The organism is Paracoccus sp. J55, from assembly GCF_000513975.1.
Classification (GTDB): domain Bacteria; phylum Pseudomonadota; class Alphaproteobacteria; order Rhodobacterales; family Rhodobacteraceae; genus Paracoccus.
On the sequence record NZ_AZVA01000012.1, the window covers coordinates 1 to 16008 of the forward strand.

16 protein-coding genes and 1 tRNA gene are annotated in these 16008 nt (G+C 67.4%); 13 read left to right on the forward strand and 4 right to left on the reverse strand.

Features of this window, described 5'->3' with window-relative positions:
• Both PARJ55_RS21960 and PARJ55_RS23340 read left to right on the forward strand, forming a co-directional pair.
• A partial coding sequence (locus PARJ55_RS21960) for an ATP-binding protein (protein ID WP_036714085.1) occupies positions 1-103 on the forward strand: 103 nt, incomplete at its 5' end.
• Positions 104-531: 428 nt separating this feature from the next.
• Entirely contained in the window at positions 532-2325 is a 1794-nt protein-coding gene (locus tag PARJ55_RS23340; protein ID WP_084637842.1) for a TniQ family protein, read from the forward strand.
• Positions 2326-2506: 181 nt separating this feature from the next.
• Here PARJ55_RS23340 and PARJ55_RS0112275 read toward each other — a convergent pair.
• Positions 2507-2582: transfer RNA gene (locus tag PARJ55_RS0112275), tRNA-Lys, on the reverse strand.
• A 97-nt stretch (positions 2583-2679) separates the two neighbouring features.
• Here PARJ55_RS0112275 and dapF point away from each other — a divergent pair.
• From dapF to PARJ55_RS0112315, 8 genes are all read left to right on the forward strand, one after another.
• Positions 2680-3507, forward strand: coding sequence for a diaminopimelate epimerase (dapF, locus tag PARJ55_RS0112280; protein ID WP_028713320.1), 828 nt, complete (start codon positions 2680-2682; stop codon positions 3505-3507).
• Positions 3504-4766 carry a tRNA (N(6)-L-threonylcarbamoyladenosine(37)-C(2))-methylthiotransferase MtaB gene (gene mtaB, locus PARJ55_RS0112285; protein ID WP_028713321.1) on the forward strand — a complete coding sequence of 421 codons (1263 nt, stop codon included), beginning with the start codon at positions 3504-3506 and terminating at the stop codon, positions 4764-4766. The genes dapF and mtaB overlap by 4 nt, the downstream gene beginning before the upstream one ends.
• A gap of 159 nt (positions 4767-4925) precedes the next feature.
• Positions 4926-5843, forward strand: a complete 918-nt coding sequence (locus tag PARJ55_RS0112290) for a histone deacetylase family protein (protein ID WP_028713322.1) — start codon at positions 4926-4928, stop codon at positions 5841-5843.
• On the forward strand, positions 5840-6076 hold the full coding sequence (locus tag PARJ55_RS0112295) for an exodeoxyribonuclease VII small subunit (RefSeq protein ID WP_028713323.1): 237 nt from the start codon (positions 5840-5842) through the stop codon (positions 6074-6076). The genes PARJ55_RS0112290 and PARJ55_RS0112295 overlap by 4 nt, the downstream gene beginning before the upstream one ends.
• The gene (locus PARJ55_RS0112300) at positions 6076-6939 is read left to right on the forward strand and encodes a polyprenyl synthetase family protein (protein ID WP_028713324.1); all 864 of its coding nucleotides are present in this window, start codon (positions 6076-6078) and stop codon (positions 6937-6939) included. Before PARJ55_RS0112295 ends, PARJ55_RS0112300 begins: the two co-directional genes overlap by 1 nt.
• Positions 6940-6964: 25 nt before the next feature.
• Complete coding sequence (gene dxs / locus PARJ55_RS0112305) at positions 6965-8893, forward strand: 1-deoxy-D-xylulose-5-phosphate synthase (protein ID WP_028713325.1); 1929 nt, start codon at positions 6965-6967, stop codon at positions 8891-8893.
• On the forward strand, positions 8890-9813 hold the full coding sequence (locus PARJ55_RS0112310; RefSeq protein ID WP_028713326.1) for a restriction endonuclease: 924 nt from the start codon (positions 8890-8892) through the stop codon (positions 9811-9813). The genes dxs and PARJ55_RS0112310 overlap by 4 nt, the downstream gene beginning before the upstream one ends.
• Before the next feature lie 30 nt (positions 9814-9843).
• Positions 9844-10464 (forward strand): COG3650 family protein, encoded by a 621-nt coding sequence (locus PARJ55_RS0112315; RefSeq protein WP_028713327.1) that lies wholly within the window; start codon positions 9844-9846, stop codon positions 10462-10464.
• On the opposite strand, the gene PARJ55_RS0112320 is transcribed toward PARJ55_RS0112315, so the two are convergent.
• Both PARJ55_RS0112320 and PARJ55_RS0112325 read right to left on the reverse strand, forming a co-directional pair.
• Complete coding sequence (locus PARJ55_RS0112320) at positions 10461-11321, reverse strand: SDR family oxidoreductase (protein ID WP_028713328.1); 861 nt, start codon at positions 11319-11321, stop codon at positions 10461-10463. The genes PARJ55_RS0112315 and PARJ55_RS0112320 overlap by 4 nt on opposite strands.
• Complete coding sequence (locus PARJ55_RS0112325; RefSeq protein ID WP_028713329.1) at positions 11318-12304, reverse strand: LLM class flavin-dependent oxidoreductase; 987 nt, start codon at positions 12302-12304, stop codon at positions 11318-11320. Before PARJ55_RS0112325 ends, PARJ55_RS0112320 begins: the two co-directional genes overlap by 4 nt.
• Positions 12305-12401: 97 nt before the next feature.
• Here PARJ55_RS0112325 and PARJ55_RS0112330 point away from each other — a divergent pair, with 97 nt between their 5' ends.
• The 3 genes from PARJ55_RS0112330 (at position 12402) to PARJ55_RS0112340 (ending at position 15418) form a co-directional block, all read left to right on the forward strand.
• A complete protein-coding gene (locus tag PARJ55_RS0112330) occupies positions 12402-13886 on the forward strand; it encodes an AMP nucleosidase (RefSeq protein ID WP_028713330.1) in 1485 nt (494 codons plus the stop codon).
• Positions 13887-14037: 151 nt separating this feature from the next.
• Positions 14038-14337 (forward strand): HU family DNA-binding protein, encoded by a 300-nt coding sequence (locus tag PARJ55_RS0112335; protein ID WP_019352361.1) that lies wholly within the window; start codon positions 14038-14040, stop codon positions 14335-14337.
• A gap of 157 nt (positions 14338-14494) precedes the next feature.
• Positions 14495-15418: a DMT family transporter gene (locus PARJ55_RS0112340; protein WP_028713331.1), complete on the forward strand. Its 924-nt coding sequence runs from the start codon at positions 14495-14497 to the stop codon at positions 15416-15418.
• Here PARJ55_RS0112340 and PARJ55_RS0112345 read toward each other — a convergent pair.
• Positions 15373-15966, reverse strand: a complete 594-nt coding sequence (locus PARJ55_RS0112345) for a glutathione S-transferase family protein (RefSeq protein ID WP_028713332.1) — start codon at positions 15964-15966, stop codon at positions 15373-15375. The genes PARJ55_RS0112340 and PARJ55_RS0112345 overlap by 46 nt on opposite strands.
• Positions 15967-16008 lie beyond the last annotated feature (42 nt).

Consider the following 16008-nt stretch of genomic DNA (forward strand, 5'->3'; position numbering starts at 1 on the left):
CACCGGCGCGCTGCTCGACCGACTGACCCACCACGTCAACATCATCGAGATGAACGGCGAAAGCTATCGCCTCGCCAACAGCACAGCCCGTAAACAGCGCTGATCACCATAAAATATCTACCCACGATTGGCCCTAAGGGGCCAGTGCGCCATGGCTCGCGCCAGCTATGTGGCCAGCGCGCGCGCCATGGCGCACCCCCCAACTGGCCGGACTTTACGCCGCCGCCCCGGCCGACTTTTGCTCCGCCGTTGACAGGACGACAAGCTTCGCAAGCCGCGGTTTGTCAGACGGCTTGTCCATGCCGCCGATCATTGCTTCGGCATTCTGGTCGAAATGACCTGTGAGGCCATCGGCGAGGCGCTGCTGTCGCCCGAAAATACGCTTTCCTCCAAATCCTTCGCAGCTTGTTTTGCCCGGCGATCCGGCTGTCCGGAAGGCCTCAATCCCTTCGTGGTCGTAGATTTTCTGGCTCTGGATGTACGCAAGTTGTTGCAGCTCGAATCCGGGCCCGGAGATCGGGGGAGACGGAAATGAGACTCGGCCTTAGCCTGCCCATTCTGCCGCAGGAAACTCTGCCGTCCTTCGTCTCGCATGTCGCGCGGAAGAAGGGGTCGCGCCATGTGCAGGACTTCGTGCAGGATATGGATCTGTCCTGGCGGCGGATATTGCAGCTTGATCCAGATACGGTTCAGCAACTGGCCGATCTGACGGGAACCGATACAGAGCGACTTGCGAAGAACAGTTTTGCCCCGATCGGTGACAGCTCTTTCCGCTTGCAAGGCAGCAATCTGCCCCGGTCCTTTCTTGACCGCTCAGCGCTGAAGTTCTGCCCTATCTGCATCAAAGCCGATCAGGACAATCATGGCCGGACACGGGGACGCGCCCTGTGGCAGATCGATTCGTTGCATGTCTGTCCGGATCACGACGTGCTGTTGGGAAGATTGGACCCGCCGGACTATCCTCGCTGTCCGCATGATTTTGCCGGTCGCCTTGCCGATAATCGGGTGCTGGTCGGTGAAGCCGCTGTCGAGGCAGGGGACGAGGCCGTGCGGTATGCGCGCATGCTTTCCGATCGGCTGCATGCCCCACGCCAAAGCGCACGCCACTCATGGCTCGATGCTTTGCCCATCGAGGTGGTCGCGCGCCTGTGCGAAAATATTGGTACCCTGATTAATGTTGGTCCGGAAGCCCGTCCAGGGTCGCTGAACCGCAAGGATCTGGTTGCGGTTGGTGCATCGGGATTCGCGGCCTGCGTCCAGGGACCCGATGCGCTGCGAGAGGCCTATGATGGCATCCGTCGCAGTTCACGCAGTACGAAGGGCGGCTTCTACGCCGACTTCGGCTTCTACACCCGCTGGCTCCAGCGGCTGACGCAACCGGATCGCTATCGACCGATCCTTGACCATTTCCGGGACCTTATTCTGGAAAGCTATCCTTTGGCGCCCGGACAAAAGGTGCTTGGGCGGGTCTGTTCTCAGCGGCGATGGTTTTCCTGGGCGGAGATCGGACGGAGATATGGTTTGACGGCGGGTCGTATCGCGGGGTTCCAGCGCGCTGTCGGCCTCGCTGGTGACGATCTTCGGCGTGTTGCGCCCGGTCGCCATGATGTCGAGCTCACGATTCTTTCGACCGGCCTCGACCGGAAGCAGGCGAGCCGGCATCTGAACGTTCATCCTGCCACGATCGACAAGCTTGTCGAGTTCAGGCTTATCAAACATGCCTTGGCCTTACCGCATATGGACAAGCTGTTTCTTCACGAGGACCTCGACAGCTTTCTTGTGTCAGTCTTTGCCAATGCTGGACTGGCGGGTGAGGTACCTACGGGGGCCTTTCCGCTTCGGACCATCGCCCAGAAGGCCACCTTGCCGTATAATGACCTGCTCCGTGCCGTGATCGACGGCAGGCTGGCAAAGGTCTGGCGGCTGCGCGGTATCCGTGGACTGGCAGCACTGCATCTGGATCTGGCCGAAGTTCTGGACAGATTCGAGGCCGCCCCACTGATGGGCCTGAGCCGCGACGATCTGCGAAAGCGGCTGCATATCAACTGCTCGACTGTCGCCCTTTTCATGGGGAAGGGCGTGATCGCCAGCACCGAAGCCCGTCACCCGCGGACGCGCCAACCCATGTCGCTGGTTGCGCCGGAAGAGGTGGAGCGGTTCCTTGACCGCTACCTCCCGCTTGGTCTGATGGCATATGAGCTGGGAACACAGGCGAAGCATGTCGCCGTCCGTCTGGACGATGCGGAAGTCTGGCCAATCCCGTTGCCGGAACGTTGCAGCAAGATCTATCTGCGTCGGGAGGCGGCGCCCATCATCTCGATCTGAGCCGCGCTCGCGCAGAACCATGCGCCCCGTCGACCGGTTCGGCGGGCTTTTCCATGTCCGCGAAAACCACCTTAAAATCGGCGATCTCACCGATTGAGATAATCTTGCGTGTCGTTTGAGATAGTTTCCCTGTCGTTTGCGATACTTACTAGTGTCGCTTGACACTTGACAATCTGGAAAGTGGTGAGCCCGACAGGATTCGAACCTGTGACCCACTGATTAAAAGTCAGTTGCTCTACCAACTGAGCTACGGGCCCATCGCACGGGGGGCTAACTACGGTCGGCGGCGGACAGGGTCAAGCGGAAAAATCGCCGCCTCTGGCAGAATCTTTCCGGCAGGAGTATGTCACCGCCATGGAACACCAGCAAAACCCCGGCCAGAGCGCCCCTCTGCCCTTCATGAAGATGCACGGGCTCGGCAACGACTTCGTGGTGATCGACGGCCGCCGCTCGGGCGCGCTGCCCGATGCCGCGACCGTGGCCGCCATCGCCGACCGCCATCGCGGCGTCGGCTTCGACCAGATGGCCGTCATCCTGCCCGGCGAGAATGCCGATGCGCGGCTGGTGTTCTTCAACGCCGACGGCTCGCTTTCGGCCGCCTGCGGCAATGCCACGCGCTGCGTGGCCCGCTTCCTGATGGACGAATCGGGCGCCTCGGCCCTGCGGCTCGCCACCGACCATGCCGTGCTTGCGGCCGAGGATGCGGGCAATCGCCTGACTCGCGTCAATATGGGCGCGCCGGTCCTAGACTGGGCGCGGATCCCGCTGGCCGAGGATGTCGATACGCTGCACCTGCCCATCGAAGGCGATCCGGTGGCGACGGGGATGGGCAATCCGCACATGACCTTCTTTGTGCCCGACGCCGCGGCGGTCGACCTGGAACGCTTCGGCCCCCTGCACGAACATCATCCGCTTTACCCGCAACGCAGCAATGTCGAGCTGGTGCAGGTCGTCTCGGACAGCGAGATCGTGCTGCGCATCTGGGAACGCGGCACCGGCATCACGCTGGCCTCGGGCTCGTGCTCCTGCGCGGCGGTGGTCGCGGCGGCGCGGCGCGGGCTGACCGGGCGGCGGGTCAAGGTCAACGTGCCGGGCGGCGTGCTGGAGATCGACTGGCGCGAGGACGGGGTCTGGATGACCGGGCCGACCGCGCATGTCTTCGACGGGGTCTGGCGGGGATGAAGGACCTGAAGCCGCCCGTTTTCGCGACCCTCGGCTGCCGGCTGAACGCCTATGAGACCGAGGCGATGCGCGAGATGGCCGAGGCCGCCGGGCTGCAAGGCGCGGTGATCGTGAACACCTGCGCGGTGACCGCCGAGGCGGTGCGCAAGGCCCGGCAGGAGATCCGGCGGCTGGCGCGCGAGAACCCCGGCGCCCCGGTCATCGTCACCGGCTGCGCCGCCCAGACCGAGCCCGAGACCTTCGCCGCCATGGCCGAGGTCAGCCGCGTCATCGGCAACCATGAAAAGATGCAGCCGGCGACCTGGGCCGCGATGCAGGCCCCCGACCTGATCGGCGAGACCGAGAAAGTACAGGTCGACGACATCATGTCCGTGCGCGAGACGGCGGGCCATCTGATCGACGGCTTCGGCCGGCACCGCGCCTATGTGCAGGTGCAGAACGGCTGCGATCATCGCTGCACCTTCTGCATCATTCCCTATGGCCGCGGCAATTCGCGCTCCGTGCCCGCGGGGGTGGTGGTGGACCAGATCAAGCGGCTGCGGGACCGCGGCTTCAACGAGGTGGTGCTGACCGGTGTCGACCTGACCTCTTGGGGGGCCGACCTGCCGGGGACGCCGCGGCTGGGCGATCTGGTCATGCGCATCCTGCGGCTGGTGCCGGACCTGCCGCGGCTGCGCATCAGCTCGATCGATTCGATCGAGGCGGATGAGAACCTGATGCTGGCCATCGCCAGCGAGCCGCGGCTGATGCCGCATCTGCACCTGTCGCTGCAGGCCGGCGACGACATGATCCTGAAGCGGATGAAGCGCCGCCACCTGCGCGACGACGCCATCCGCTTCTGCGAGGATGCGCGCAAGCTGCGGCCGGGAATCGTCTTCGGCGCCGACATCATCGCCGGTTTCCCGACCGAGACCGAGGCGATGTTCGAAAACAGCCTGAAACTGGTCGAGGATTGCGGCCTGACCTTCCTGCATGTGTTTCCCTATTCGGCGCGCAAGGGCACCCCGGCGGCGCGGATGCCGCGCGTGCCGGGCCCGGCGATCAAGGAACGTGCGGCGCGGCTGCGCGCGGCGGGCGATGCGGCGCTGGCCCGGCATCTGGCCGCGCAGGTCGGAGAGATGCGCATGGTGCTGACCGAGGGGCCGCGGCTGGGCCGGACGGAGCATTTCACCGAGGTGGCTTTCCAGCGCGACATGCCCGAGGGCACGCTGATGGAGCTGCGCATCGCCGGCCATGACGGTCAGCGGCTGACGGTCTGATCCTTCGCCGTTGCGCCGGGGGCTGTCTGCCCCCGGACCCCCGAGGGTATTTGTAAAACGGAGAAGGACGGGGTTTCCGGCGGGGTGGTCGCCATGGGATCGGGCCGGTTGCGCAAGATTGGCTTGCCGCGCGGGAAAGCCGCACATAATCCTTGGCCGATGACCTTGCTTTATACGCACCCCTCGGGGCTCTTGCATGTGACGCCGCCCAGCCATCCCGAACAGGTGGCGCGGCTGGATACCGTCCTGGACGCATTGGGCGGGCTCGACCTGGTCCGGGGCGAGGCGCCGGAGGCGGCGGAGGCGGACATCCTGCGCGCCCATCCGCCGGAATACCTGTCCGGGCTGCGCCGGAAATCGCCGGCCGAGGGCTGGATGATGCTGGATTCCGACACCTATCTGTCGCCCGGCAGCCTGGAAGCCGCGCGCCATGCCGTCGGCGGGGTTTGCGCGGCGGTCGATGCGGTGCTGGCGGGCGAGGCGCCCAACGCCTTCGTCGCCATGCGCCCGCCGGGACATCATGCCGAGCGGGCGCGGGCCATGGGCTTCTGCATCTTTTCCTCGGTCGCCATCGGGGCCTTGCGGGCGCTGGACCATCACGGGCTGGACCGCGTGGCGGTGCTGGATTTCGACGTGCATCACGGCAACGGCACCCAGGACGTGCTGTGGGAGGAGAAACGCGCGCTCTTCGCCTCGACGCATCAGTTTCCGCTTTATCCCGGCACCGGCGCGGCCTCGGAGCGGGGTGCGCATGGCCAGATCGTCAACATGCCGCTGGCGCCGGGCAGCGGCGGGGACGAGGCGCGCGCGGCCTGGCGGGCGATCTGCGACCGGGTCGCGGCCTGGCGGCCGCAGCTGGTGCTGGTCTCGGCCGGGTTCGACGCCCATGCCGACGATCCCCTCGCCGCGCTGATGTGGCGCGAGGCGGATTTCACCGCCATCACCCGGATGATCTGCGACACGGCGGCGGCCTGTTCGGCCCCGGTGGTATCGGCGCTGGAAGGCGGTTATGATCTTGCCGCTCTGGGCCGCTCGGCGCGCGCCCATGTCGATGTGCTGAGGGAGACTGCCGCGTGACCGAGATCGAGAACATGTCCTTCGAGGAGGCGATGAAAGAGCTTGAGGCGACGGTCGGCCGGCTGGAGCACGGCGAGGCGACGCTGGAGGAATCGATCAAGCTCTACGAGCGCGGTGCGGCCCTGCGGGCGCATTGCGACAAGCGCCTGCGCGAGGCCGAGGAGCGGGTGGAAAAGATCACTTTGGCGGCCAACGGCCAGCCCGACGGGACCGTTCCGGCCGAGGGGCTGTGATGCGGGACCGCCTTGCCGAGGTGAAGGCGCAGGTCCAGACCGCGCTGGACGAGGCCATGGCCGGCCTGCCCGAGGGCGAGCTGACCGATGCGATGCGCTATGCCTGCACCGGCGGCAAGCGCATCCGCGCCTTCCTGGTGATGGAATCGGCGCGGCTGTTCGGCTTGGCCGACCCGGCGGCGCTGCCCGTCGCGGCGGCGGTCGAGGCGCTGCATGCCTATAGCCTGGTCCATGACGATCTGCCCTCGATGGACGACGACGATCTGCGGCGCGGCCTGCCCACCGTGCATTTGCGTTGGTCCGAGGCGACCGCGATCCTGGCCGGCGACGCGCTGCAAGGCCTGGCCTTCGGCCTGCTGGCCGATCCGCGGATCGGCGCGCCCGAAAGGCGGCTGGCGCTGGTGCGCGGCTTCGCCGAGGCGGTCGGCGGGGGCGGCATGGTCTGGGGCCAGGCGCTGGACATCGCCGCCGAGACCGCCGCCGAGCCCTTGGACCTTGCTGCCATCACGCGGCTGCAGCAGGCCAAGACCGGCGCGCTGATCCAGTTCTCGGCCACCGCCGGCGCGGTCATGGCCGGCGAGGATCCCGGCCCGCTGGCGGATTATGCCCGCCGTCTGGGCCTTGCCTTCCAGATCCAGGACGACATTCTCGACGTGACCGGCACCGAGGCCGAGACGGGCAAGCGCACCGGCAAGGACGGCACCGCCAACAAGGCGACCTTCGTGTCGCTGCTGGGCCTGCAGGGCGCGCAGGACCAGGCGCGCCAGCTGGTCCGCGATGCCGAAACCGCCCTTGATCCCTATGGCGAGGCCGCAGGAAACTTGCGGCAGCTCGCGCGTTTCGTTATCGAGCGCGACGCCTGACAGCCCGCCCGGAGAGGGGCAAGCCATGACCCATGAGACTTCCGACCGCCCTTCGACGCCGATCCTGGACCGGGTGGCCTTGCCGTCCGACCTGAAGGATCTGTCGGATCGCGAACTGCGGCAGCTTGCCGACGAGCTGCGGGCCGAGACGATCAGCGCCGTTTCCGTCACCGGGGGCCATCTGGGCGCCGGGCTGGGCGTGGTCGAGCTGACCGTGGCGCTGCATGCGGTCTTTGACGCGCCGCGCGACAAGATCATCTGGGACGTGGGCCATCAGTGCTATCCGCACAAGATCCTGACCGGGCGCCGCGACCGCATCCGCACGCTGCGTATGGAAAACGGCCTTTCCGGTTTCACCAAGCGGTCGGAAAGCCCCTATGACCCGTTCGGGGCCGGGCACAGCTCGACCTCGATCAGCGCGGCGCTGGGTTTCGCCATGGCGCGCGAACTCGGCGGCGATCCGGGCGACGCCATCGCGGTGATCGGCGACGGCGCGATGAGCGCGGGCATGGCCTTCGAGGCGCTGAACAATGCGGGCGACCTGGGCAAGCGGCTGTTCGTGGTGCTGAACGACAACGAGATGTCCATCGCGCCGCCCACCGGGGCGCTGTCGCGCTATCTGACCCGGCTTTACGCCGAGGGGCCGTTCCAGGACCTGAAGGCCGTGGCCAAGGGCGCCGTGGGTTTCCTGCCACCCTCGCTGCAGGAGGGGGCGCGCCGCGCCAAGGAGATGCTGAAGGGCATGACCGTCGGCGGCACCCTGTTCGAGGAGCTGGGCTTTTCCTATATCGGCCCGGTCGACGGCCACGACCTCGACCAGCTTCTGCCGCTCTTGCGCACCGTCAAGGCACGGGCCACCGGGCCGGTGCTGATCCATGCCGTGACGAAGAAGGGCAAGGGCTACGGCCCGGCCGAACGCGCCGCCGACAAGGGCCATGCCACGGCGAAATTCGATGTCGAGACCGGCGCGCAGGCCAAGGCCAAGTCGAACGCGCCCAGCTATACCTCGGTCTTTGCCCGGGCGCTGGTCGATCAGGCCAGCCGCGACGCCCGCATCGTCGCCGTCACCGCCGCCATGCCGGACGGCACCGGGCTGAACCTCTTCGCCGAGCGTTTTCCGCGCCGCTGCTTCGACGTGGGCATTGCCGAGCAGCATGCCGTGACCTTCTCGGCCGGGCTGGCGGCGGGGGGGATGAAACCGTTCTGCGCGCTTTATTCGACCTTCCTGCAGCGCGGCTACGATCAGGTCGTCCATGACGTGGCGATCCAGCGCCTGCCGGTGCGCTTTGCCATCGACCGCGCCGGTCTGGTCGGGGCCGACGGCGCCACCCATGCCGGCGCCTATGACATTGCCTTCCTTGCGAACCTGCCCGGCTTCGTGGTCATGGCCGCCGCCGACGAGGCGGAGCTGGTGCATATGGTCGCCACCGCCGCCGCCCATGACGAAGGCCCCATCGCCTTCCGCTATCCCAGGGGCGAGGGCACCGGGGTCGAGATGCCCGAACGCGGCGAGGTGCTGGAGATCGGCAAGGCCCGCGTCATGGCCGAGGGCAAGCGCGTCGCCATCCTGTCCTTCGGCACCCGGCTGGCCGAGGTCATGCGGGCGCGCGAGGCGCTGCTGGCGCGCGGGATCACGCCCACGGTGGTCGATGCCCGTTTTGCCAAGCCGCTGGACCGCGACCTGATCCTGCGCCTTGCCCGCACGCATGAGGCGCTGATCACCATCGAAGAGGGCGCGGTCGGCGGTTTCGGCAGCCTGGTCGCGCAGCTGCTTGCCGACGAGGGCGTCTTCGACGGCGGGCTGCGCTTCCGCCAGATGGTGCTGCCCGACACATTCATCGACCATGCCAGCCCCGAGGCCATGTATCGCTGCGCCCGCATGTCCGCCCCCGATATCGAGGCCAAGGTGCTGGAGGTTCTGGGCGTGGCGCATCTTGGGGAAAAGCGGGCGTGAGTGGGGCCGATCTGCCGAAATTCGAAGACCTCATGTTGCCGGTATTGGAGCTTATTCAGGCAGGAAGCCAGACTGTGTCGGACTGCCTTCCCGCCCTTCAGGCCCGCTTCGGCCTGACAGATGAACAGATGGAAGAACTGCTGCCTAGCGGCAAGCAGACCACCATGAGTAATCGCACCCATTGGGCGCGGAACTACATGAAGCATGCTGGCCTTGTCGAAGCGGTATCGCGCGGGCGCTATCGTATAACACCGCTGGGTGAACAGCTCTTGGCGCAACGGTGCGCGCGGATCGACAAATCCGTGCTGGAGCGGTTCCCGCTCTATCAAGCCTGGCGTTCACAACAGCAGGACGGAGCCGGCGAAGCGGCCGCGGTGGTCGAGCCTCTCAACGCTGCCACGCCCGAAGAGCATATCGAGGCTGCGTATGCACAACTGGATGCTGCCCTTACCGAAGACCTTCTTGACCAGGTTCTTACCCTTTCCCCCGCCCGATTCGAGCAGCTGATCGTCGAGCTTCTGCTTGCCATGGGCTACGGCGATGGTCGGGCCGAGATGGGGCAGGCTATCGGACGTTCGGGCGACGGCGGCATTGACGGTGTGGTGAACGAGGACAAGCTGGGTCTCGACGCCGTCTATATCCAAGCCAAGCGGTATGCCCTGGACAATGTCGTCGGGCGCCCGGCTCTGCAAGCTTTCATCGGGTCAATGACCGGCGAAAGCGCGACCAAGGGCGTGTTCGTGACCACCTCGTCCTTTTCGCGCGAGGCGCGGGATTACGTGCGCCGCGTGCAGCAGCGTGTCGTGCTGATCGACGGTGCCCGGCTGGCCCGGCTGATGATCGACCATGGCGTCGGTGTCAGGATCGACAGGACCTATGTGTTACGCTCGATTGACGCTAACTTCTTTGATGTAGACTGATTGGAGGCTTCGCCCCGCATGAGCAGACCGATGCTGCGTATCCTTCTGACCGGCCTCGTGCTTGCCGCCCCGCTGGCGGTGCAGGCGCAGGACTATCTTCCGAACCTGTTCGACGTCACCGTGGTCGAGACTTGGGACAAGCTGAACGTGCGCGAGGCGCCGCATGGACAGGCCAAGATCATCGGCCGGCTCGCCTCGACCGCCAAGGGGGTCGAGCTGCTGGACCGCGACGCATCGGGCAAATGGGGCCTCGTGAACGTGGGCGAGACCACGGGCTGGGTGGCATTGCGCTTTCTCAAGCCGCAGGCCACGGTCTGGAAGCCAGCCGAGCTGCCGCTGTCGCTGCAATGCAGCGGGACCGAGCCCTTCTGGTCGGTCAAGACGGTGCAGAAGGGGCTGGTCTTCAGCGAGCCCGACCAGCCCGAGCGCCAGCTTTCGCTGCGCAAGGTCATGGATCGCGGCATCGAGGGGGAGCCGACGCGCGGCATCATTGCCGGCGACGACAAGGGCCGGCTCACCGCCTTCCTGCGGCCCGAGCAATGTTCGGACGGCATGTCGGACCGCGGCCATGCGCTGGCGGTCAGCGTGATCCTTGACGGGCAGGAGCAGCCCTCGCGCATGCTGACGGGCTGCTGCACGATCGCCCGCTAGGCGGGGGTCCCCTCGGCGCGGGCCAGCGCGGCCAGCCCGGCGCGATAGTCGGGATAGCGCAGCCTCACGCCCAGCTCGCGCTTGATGCGGTCGTTCGCGACGCGCTTGTTCTCGGCATAGAAGCTGCGCGCCATGGGGGTCATCTCGGCATTGGCGTAATCCTCGGCGGGCGGCAGGGGCAGGCCCAGCAGTTCCGCCGCATGAGCGATCACCGCCTCGGGCGGGGCCGGGTCGTCGTCGCAGACATTGTAGATCGCGCCCGGCCGGGGGGCGCGGATCGAGGCCAGCAGCACCTGCGCGATGTCCTCGGCATGGATGCGGGAAAACACCTGTCCCGGCTTGACGATACGCCGCGCCGTGCCCGCACGGACCTTGGCGAAGGGGCCGCGCCCCGGCCCGTAGATCCCGGCGAGGCGGAAGATATGCAGCGGCAGCCCATGCTCGGCGGCCAGCCGCTGCCAGCCCTGCTCGGCCGCGACCCGTTCGCGCCCGCGCCGGGTCGAGGGGGCGCAGGGCGTTTCCTCGTCGACCCAGCCGCCCTCGCGGTCGCCATAGACGCCGGTGGTGGAAAGATAGCCCAGCCAGCGCGGCCGCGCCGCGGCGATCTCGGCGCCGAAAGCCGCCAGAACCGGGTCCGCGCCCCGGTCCGGCCCGACCGAGACCAGGATCGCGTCGGCTTGAGCGATGGCCTCGCGCAGCGCCTCCTCCTGCCCCGGCCAGCGCAGCGGCTCGGCCCCGGTCTGCGCGACGCGATCCGTCGCCTCCCGGGTGGTGCCGGCGACCTGCCAACCCTCGGCCAGCAGCAAGGGCGTCAGGAAACCGGCCGAATAGCCGTGACCGAAGACCAGCATCCTCATGCGCGCCCCCGCAGGATCTCGGCCGCGATGGCAAAGGAGCGGTGCCGCGCGGCCTGGTCGTGGATATTGCCGACGAGGATCAGCTCGTCGGGGCGGTGGCGGGCGATCAGTTCTTCCAGCCGGGCCGCGACGGTTTCCGGCGCGCCGACCGCGCTGACCGAAAGCGCATGCTCGACGGCGGGCAGGATGCGCACCGGGATCGCGTCCAGCACGTCCTCGACCGGCGGCGGCAGCAGGCCGGGCATGCCCAGCCGCAGCCGGGCGAAGCTGATCATCTGGCTTGTGCGCAGGCGCTGCGCCTCGGCATCGGTCTCGGCCGCGATGACGTTCACCGCCAGCATGAAGCGCGGCCGGGTGCCGAATTCGGTCGGCTCGAAGCGGTCGCGGTAAAGCTGCACGGCCTGGTCGAGATCGCCCGGCGCGAAATGGCTGGCAAAGGCATAGGGCAGGCCAAGCGCGGCGGCGAGGCTGGCGCCATAGAGCGACGAACCGAGGATCCAGACCGGCACGTTCGTGCCTTCGCCCGGATGCGCCGCGACCGGGGCGCCGGGGCGCGGCGGGCCCAGATAGCGCAGCAGCTCGACCACGTCGTTGGGGAAATCCTCGTTGCGCTGCATCGAACGGCGCAGCGCATGCATCACCGCGCCGTCGCCGCCCGGCGCGCGGCCAAGGCCCAGATCGATGCGGTCGCCGTGGATCGTCGCCAGCGTGCCGAACTGCTCGGCGATGGCCAGCGGCGCGTGGTTCGGCAGCATGACCCCGCCGGCGCCGACGCGGATGGTTCGCGTATGATCGGCGACATGGCCGATCAGCACCGCGGTGGCGGCGCTGGCGATGCCGGGCATGTTGTGATGCTCGGCCAGCCAGAAACGGCTGTAACCCCAGCCTTCGGCGGCTTGCGCCAGCGCGACGGAATTGGCGATGGCCCGCCGCGCGTCCGAGCCTTCGGCCACCACCGCCAGGTCGAGAATGGAAAATTCCATGCGGATCACTCCTTTGCCCCTGTCAGATAAGGCCTCCGCTGCCGGCTTGCCAGCCCGCGGCGGCGCTGGCACTCTCCGCCGAAACTGGAGAGCGCGCATGATGACCGACCGCCGGAGACTCCCCATCGAAACGCCCGAGCCGGCCGAGCGGGTCTATTTCGACGACCCGGCCGCCGCCGTGGCCCAGCTGATCGCGCTTTACGAGCGGGCGTCGCATTTCCTGCTGGACCGGTTCCTGGCCACGCTGCAGGGCGGCCGGCCGGCAGCGCGCTATCGCGCCTTCTACCCGGAACTGCGCATGACCGTGCCGGTGCATTCCAAGACGGATTCGCGCCTGTCCTTCGGCCATGTCGCGCTGCCCGGCACCTATTCGGCCTCGATCACCCGGCCCGACCTGTTCCGCGGCTACCTGACCGAGCAGATCGGCCTGCTGATGCGCAATCACGGCGTGGCGGTGGCGATCGGCGACAGCGGCACGCCGATGCCGGTGCATTTCGCCGTGGCGACGCAAAGCGACCTGAACGTCCCGCAGGAAGGCGTGCTGGACTATTCGCTGCGCGACGTCTTCGACGTGCCGGACCTGAACACCATGAACGACGATATCGTCAACGGCACCGCGGGGCCGAACCCGGACGGCAGCCACCCGCTGGCGCCCTTTACCGCGCAGCGCGTCGACTATTCGCTGGCCCGGCTGGCGCATTACACCGCGACCCTGCCCGAGCATTTCCAGAATTTCGTGATGTTCACCAACTACCAGTTCTATGTGGACGAGTTCGAGGCCTTCGCCCGCCGCGCGCTGGCCGATCCGGATTCGGGCTATACGGGCTTCGTCGCGCCGGGAAACCAGATCCTGGAACGCCCCGAGGATATCATCGCCACCGGCGCCAAGATGCCGCAGATGCCGGCCTATCACCTCAAGCGCCCGGACGGCGACGGCATCACGCTGGTCAATATCGGCGTGGGACCGTCCAACGCCAAGACCGCGACCGACCACATCGCCGTGCTGCGCCCGCATGCCTGGCTGATGGTCGGCCATTGCGCCGGTCTTCGCAACAGCCAGTCCCTGGGCGATTTCGTGCTCGCCCATGCCTATCTGCGCGAGGATCACGTGCTGGACGACGATTTGCCGGTCTGGGTGCCGATCCCCGCCCTGGCCGAGGTGCAGGTCGCCCTGCAGGAGGCGGTGGCCGAGGTCACGCAGCTGGACGGCTACGAGCTCAAGCGCATCATGCGCACCGGCACGGTGGCCACCATCGACAACCGCAACTGGGAATTGCGCGACCAGTCCGGCCCGGTGCAGCGCCTGTCGCAGTCGCGCGCCATCGCACTGGACATGGAAAGCGCCACCATCGCCGCGAACGGCTTCCGCTTCCGGGTGCCCTATGGCACGCTGCTTTGCGTCAGCGACAAGCCGCTGCATGGAGAGCTGAAGCTGCCCGGCATGGCCACGGATTTCTATCGCACCCAGGTCGCGAACCACCTGCTGATCGGCATCCGCGCCATGGAAAAGCTGCGCGCGACACCCCTGGAACGCATCCACTCGCGCAAGTTGAGGTCCTTCAACGAGACGGCCTTCCTCTAGAACCGCGCTTTGGCGGCGAATTTCGCAGCGTTTGCTGGGGAAAACCGCCGAAAAAGCTTGATCTGCGCCGAAAAAGCTTGTGTAGCGGCAGGCGTGCCGCCAAGGTGGCGTCCGAAAATTTCCCGAACGGGGAACAACGAGGAGACAGAATATGGCCCAGGCCGCTTCGAAACCGATGACCAAGACTCAGCTCGTCGCCACGCTGGCCGATGAAATGGGCAGCGACAAGAAGACCGCCGCCGCGGCTCTTGACGCGCTTTCGGCCGTCGTGTCGCGCACCGTTGCCGAAGGTGGCGCCGTCACCCTGCCGGGCATCGGCAAGGTCGCCTGCCGCGCCCGCCCCGAGCGTCAGGTCCGCAACCCGCAGACCCAGGAAATGATGACCAAGCCGGCCGACAAGGTGGTCAAGGTCACCATCGCCAAGGCGCTGAAGGACAGCGTGAACGCCTGAGTTTCGGCTTTCGCCGCATAAGGGGCCGCGCATGACCTGCGCGGCTTCTTTCGTTTCCGGCCGCTGATCCGGCGCCGATCCGGCGCCGATCCGGTCCGGGCCCTTGCGCCCGCCGGCCCATCTGCTAGCCCATGGGGGGCAAGGGCAGGGGGGCGAGATGGATTTCAGGGCCATTCTGATGGGTTTCGGCTTCGCGGTCCTCTGGGCCTCGGCCTTCACCTCGACACGCATGATCGTCACGGCCGCGCCGCCGCTGACCGCGCTGGTGATCCGGTTCAGCCTGTCCGCCCTGGTGGCGATCCCGCTGGCCCGCGCCATGGGCCAGAGCTGGCGGCTGAGCCGCGGCGAATGGCGCACGGTGATCCTGTTCGGCCTGTGCCAGAACGCGCTCTACCTCGGGTTCAGCTGGGTCGCCATGCAATATGTCGAGGCCTCGGTCTCGGCCATCATCGCCTCGATGATGCCGCTGGTCGTCGCCTTCCTGGGCTGGCTGCTCTATGCCGAGCGGCTGCGCCCCATCGCCGTGGCCGGGCTGGTCGCGGGCGTGGCCGGTGTCACGCTGATCATGGGGGTGCGGCTGCAGCACGGGCTGGACGTGCCCGGGGTGATCCTGTGCCTGATCGGCATGGTGGCGCTGACCTTCGCCACGCTGGCGGCGCGCGGGGCCGGGGGCAGCCGCAACATGATGATGATGGTGGGCCTGCAGATGGCGGTGGGCGCCGTCCTGCTGCTGGTCCCGGCGGTGCTGATGGAATGGGGTCGCCCCGTGGCGTGGAGCGCGGGCCTGCTCTGGGCCTTTGCCTATACCGTGGCCGTGCCGGGCATCGGCGCGACCTTGCTGTGGTTCCGGCTGGTGAACCGCATCGGCGCGGTGCGGGCGGCGACCTTTCACTTCCTGTCGCCGATCTTCGGCGTCGCCATCGCCGCGGTGATGCTGGGCGAGCGATTCGGCGCCTCGGACGTGATCGGCGCGATGATCGTGGCGGCGGGCATCCTGATGGTGCAGCTGGCCAAGCTGCCCGCCGCGGCTGCGCCTCAGCCGTCGCCCTCGGCCGCGCGTGCCATCGAGGGGCGAGACTGAATCCGCCGCGCCCAGGCGTCGACGGCGGGCGTGCGCGGCATGCTTTCGCCGAAATACAGGAACAGGCCTGCGACCAGCAGGTCGGCGGCCGAGAAATCGCCGCCCAGCAGGTAGGGCTGCCCCGACAGCACCTCGTCCAGCCGCTGCAGGGCGGTGTCGTAGTCGCGCAGGGTCGCGGTCAAGGCCGGATGCTCGATCCTGAAGAAGCTCAGGATCGCGACCGGTTCCAGCACGCCCTGATACCAGCTGAGCCAGCTGAGATACTGGCCGCGCCTCGGGTCGCCCGGCAGCGGGCCCAGCCCGGCCTCGGGGAACATGTCGGTCAGGTAAAGCACGACGGCGCCGCGCTCGCGCACCCAGTCCTCGCCGTTGACCAGATAGGGCACCTTGCCCTCGGGATGCGGATTGGCCGGATCGCGCCCGCCCGAGCCGTCCTGGCGCGGGATGGTGACGGTGCGGATATCCACCTTGTCCCTGATCCCCAATTCGTCCAGCAGCACGAGGATGCTGGAAGAGCGGCTTTTCGGGGCATGGTATAGGGTCAGCATCTTGGCCTCCTTTGGTTGCGGGGGCATGATGGGGCCGGCCCC

What these genes read in the sequence shown, in the direction of transcription:
- PARJ55_RS23340 (WP_084637842.1), top strand. Translation starts at nt 532, where the DNA reads ATGAGACTCGGCCTTAGCCTGCCCATTCTGCCGCAGGAAACTCTGCCG.
- dapF (WP_028713320.1), top strand. Translation starts at nt 2,680, where the DNA reads ATGGAACACCAGCAAAACCCCGGCCAGAGCGCCCCTCTGCCCTTCATG.
- mtaB (WP_028713321.1), top strand. Translation starts at nt 3,504, where the DNA reads ATGAAGGACCTGAAGCCGCCCGTTTTCGCGACCCTCGGCTGCCGGCTG.
- PARJ55_RS0112290 (WP_028713322.1), top strand. Translation starts at nt 4,926, where the DNA reads ATGACCTTGCTTTATACGCACCCCTCGGGGCTCTTGCATGTGACGCCG.
- PARJ55_RS0112300 (WP_028713324.1), top strand. Translation starts at nt 6,076, where the DNA reads ATGCGGGACCGCCTTGCCGAGGTGAAGGCGCAGGTCCAGACCGCGCTG.
- dxs (WP_028713325.1), top strand. Translation starts at nt 6,965, where the DNA reads ATGACCCATGAGACTTCCGACCGCCCTTCGACGCCGATCCTGGACCGG.
- PARJ55_RS0112315 (WP_028713327.1), top strand. Translation starts at nt 9,844, where the DNA reads ATGCTGCGTATCCTTCTGACCGGCCTCGTGCTTGCCGCCCCGCTGGCG.
- PARJ55_RS0112320 (WP_028713328.1), bottom strand. Translation starts at nt 11,321, where the DNA reads ATGAGGATGCTGGTCTTCGGTCACGGCTATTCGGCCGGTTTCCTGACG.
- PARJ55_RS0112325 (WP_028713329.1), bottom strand. Translation starts at nt 12,304, where the DNA reads ATGGAATTTTCCATTCTCGACCTGGCGGTGGTGGCCGAAGGCTCGGAC.
- PARJ55_RS0112330 (WP_028713330.1), top strand. Translation starts at nt 12,402, where the DNA reads ATGATGACCGACCGCCGGAGACTCCCCATCGAAACGCCCGAGCCGGCC.
- PARJ55_RS0112335 (WP_019352361.1), top strand. Translation starts at nt 14,038, where the DNA reads ATGGCCCAGGCCGCTTCGAAACCGATGACCAAGACTCAGCTCGTCGCC.
- PARJ55_RS0112340 (WP_028713331.1), top strand. Translation starts at nt 14,495, where the DNA reads ATGGATTTCAGGGCCATTCTGATGGGTTTCGGCTTCGCGGTCCTCTGG.
- PARJ55_RS0112345 (WP_028713332.1), bottom strand. Translation starts at nt 15,966, where the DNA reads ATGCTGACCCTATACCATGCCCCGAAAAGCCGCTCTTCCAGCATCCTC.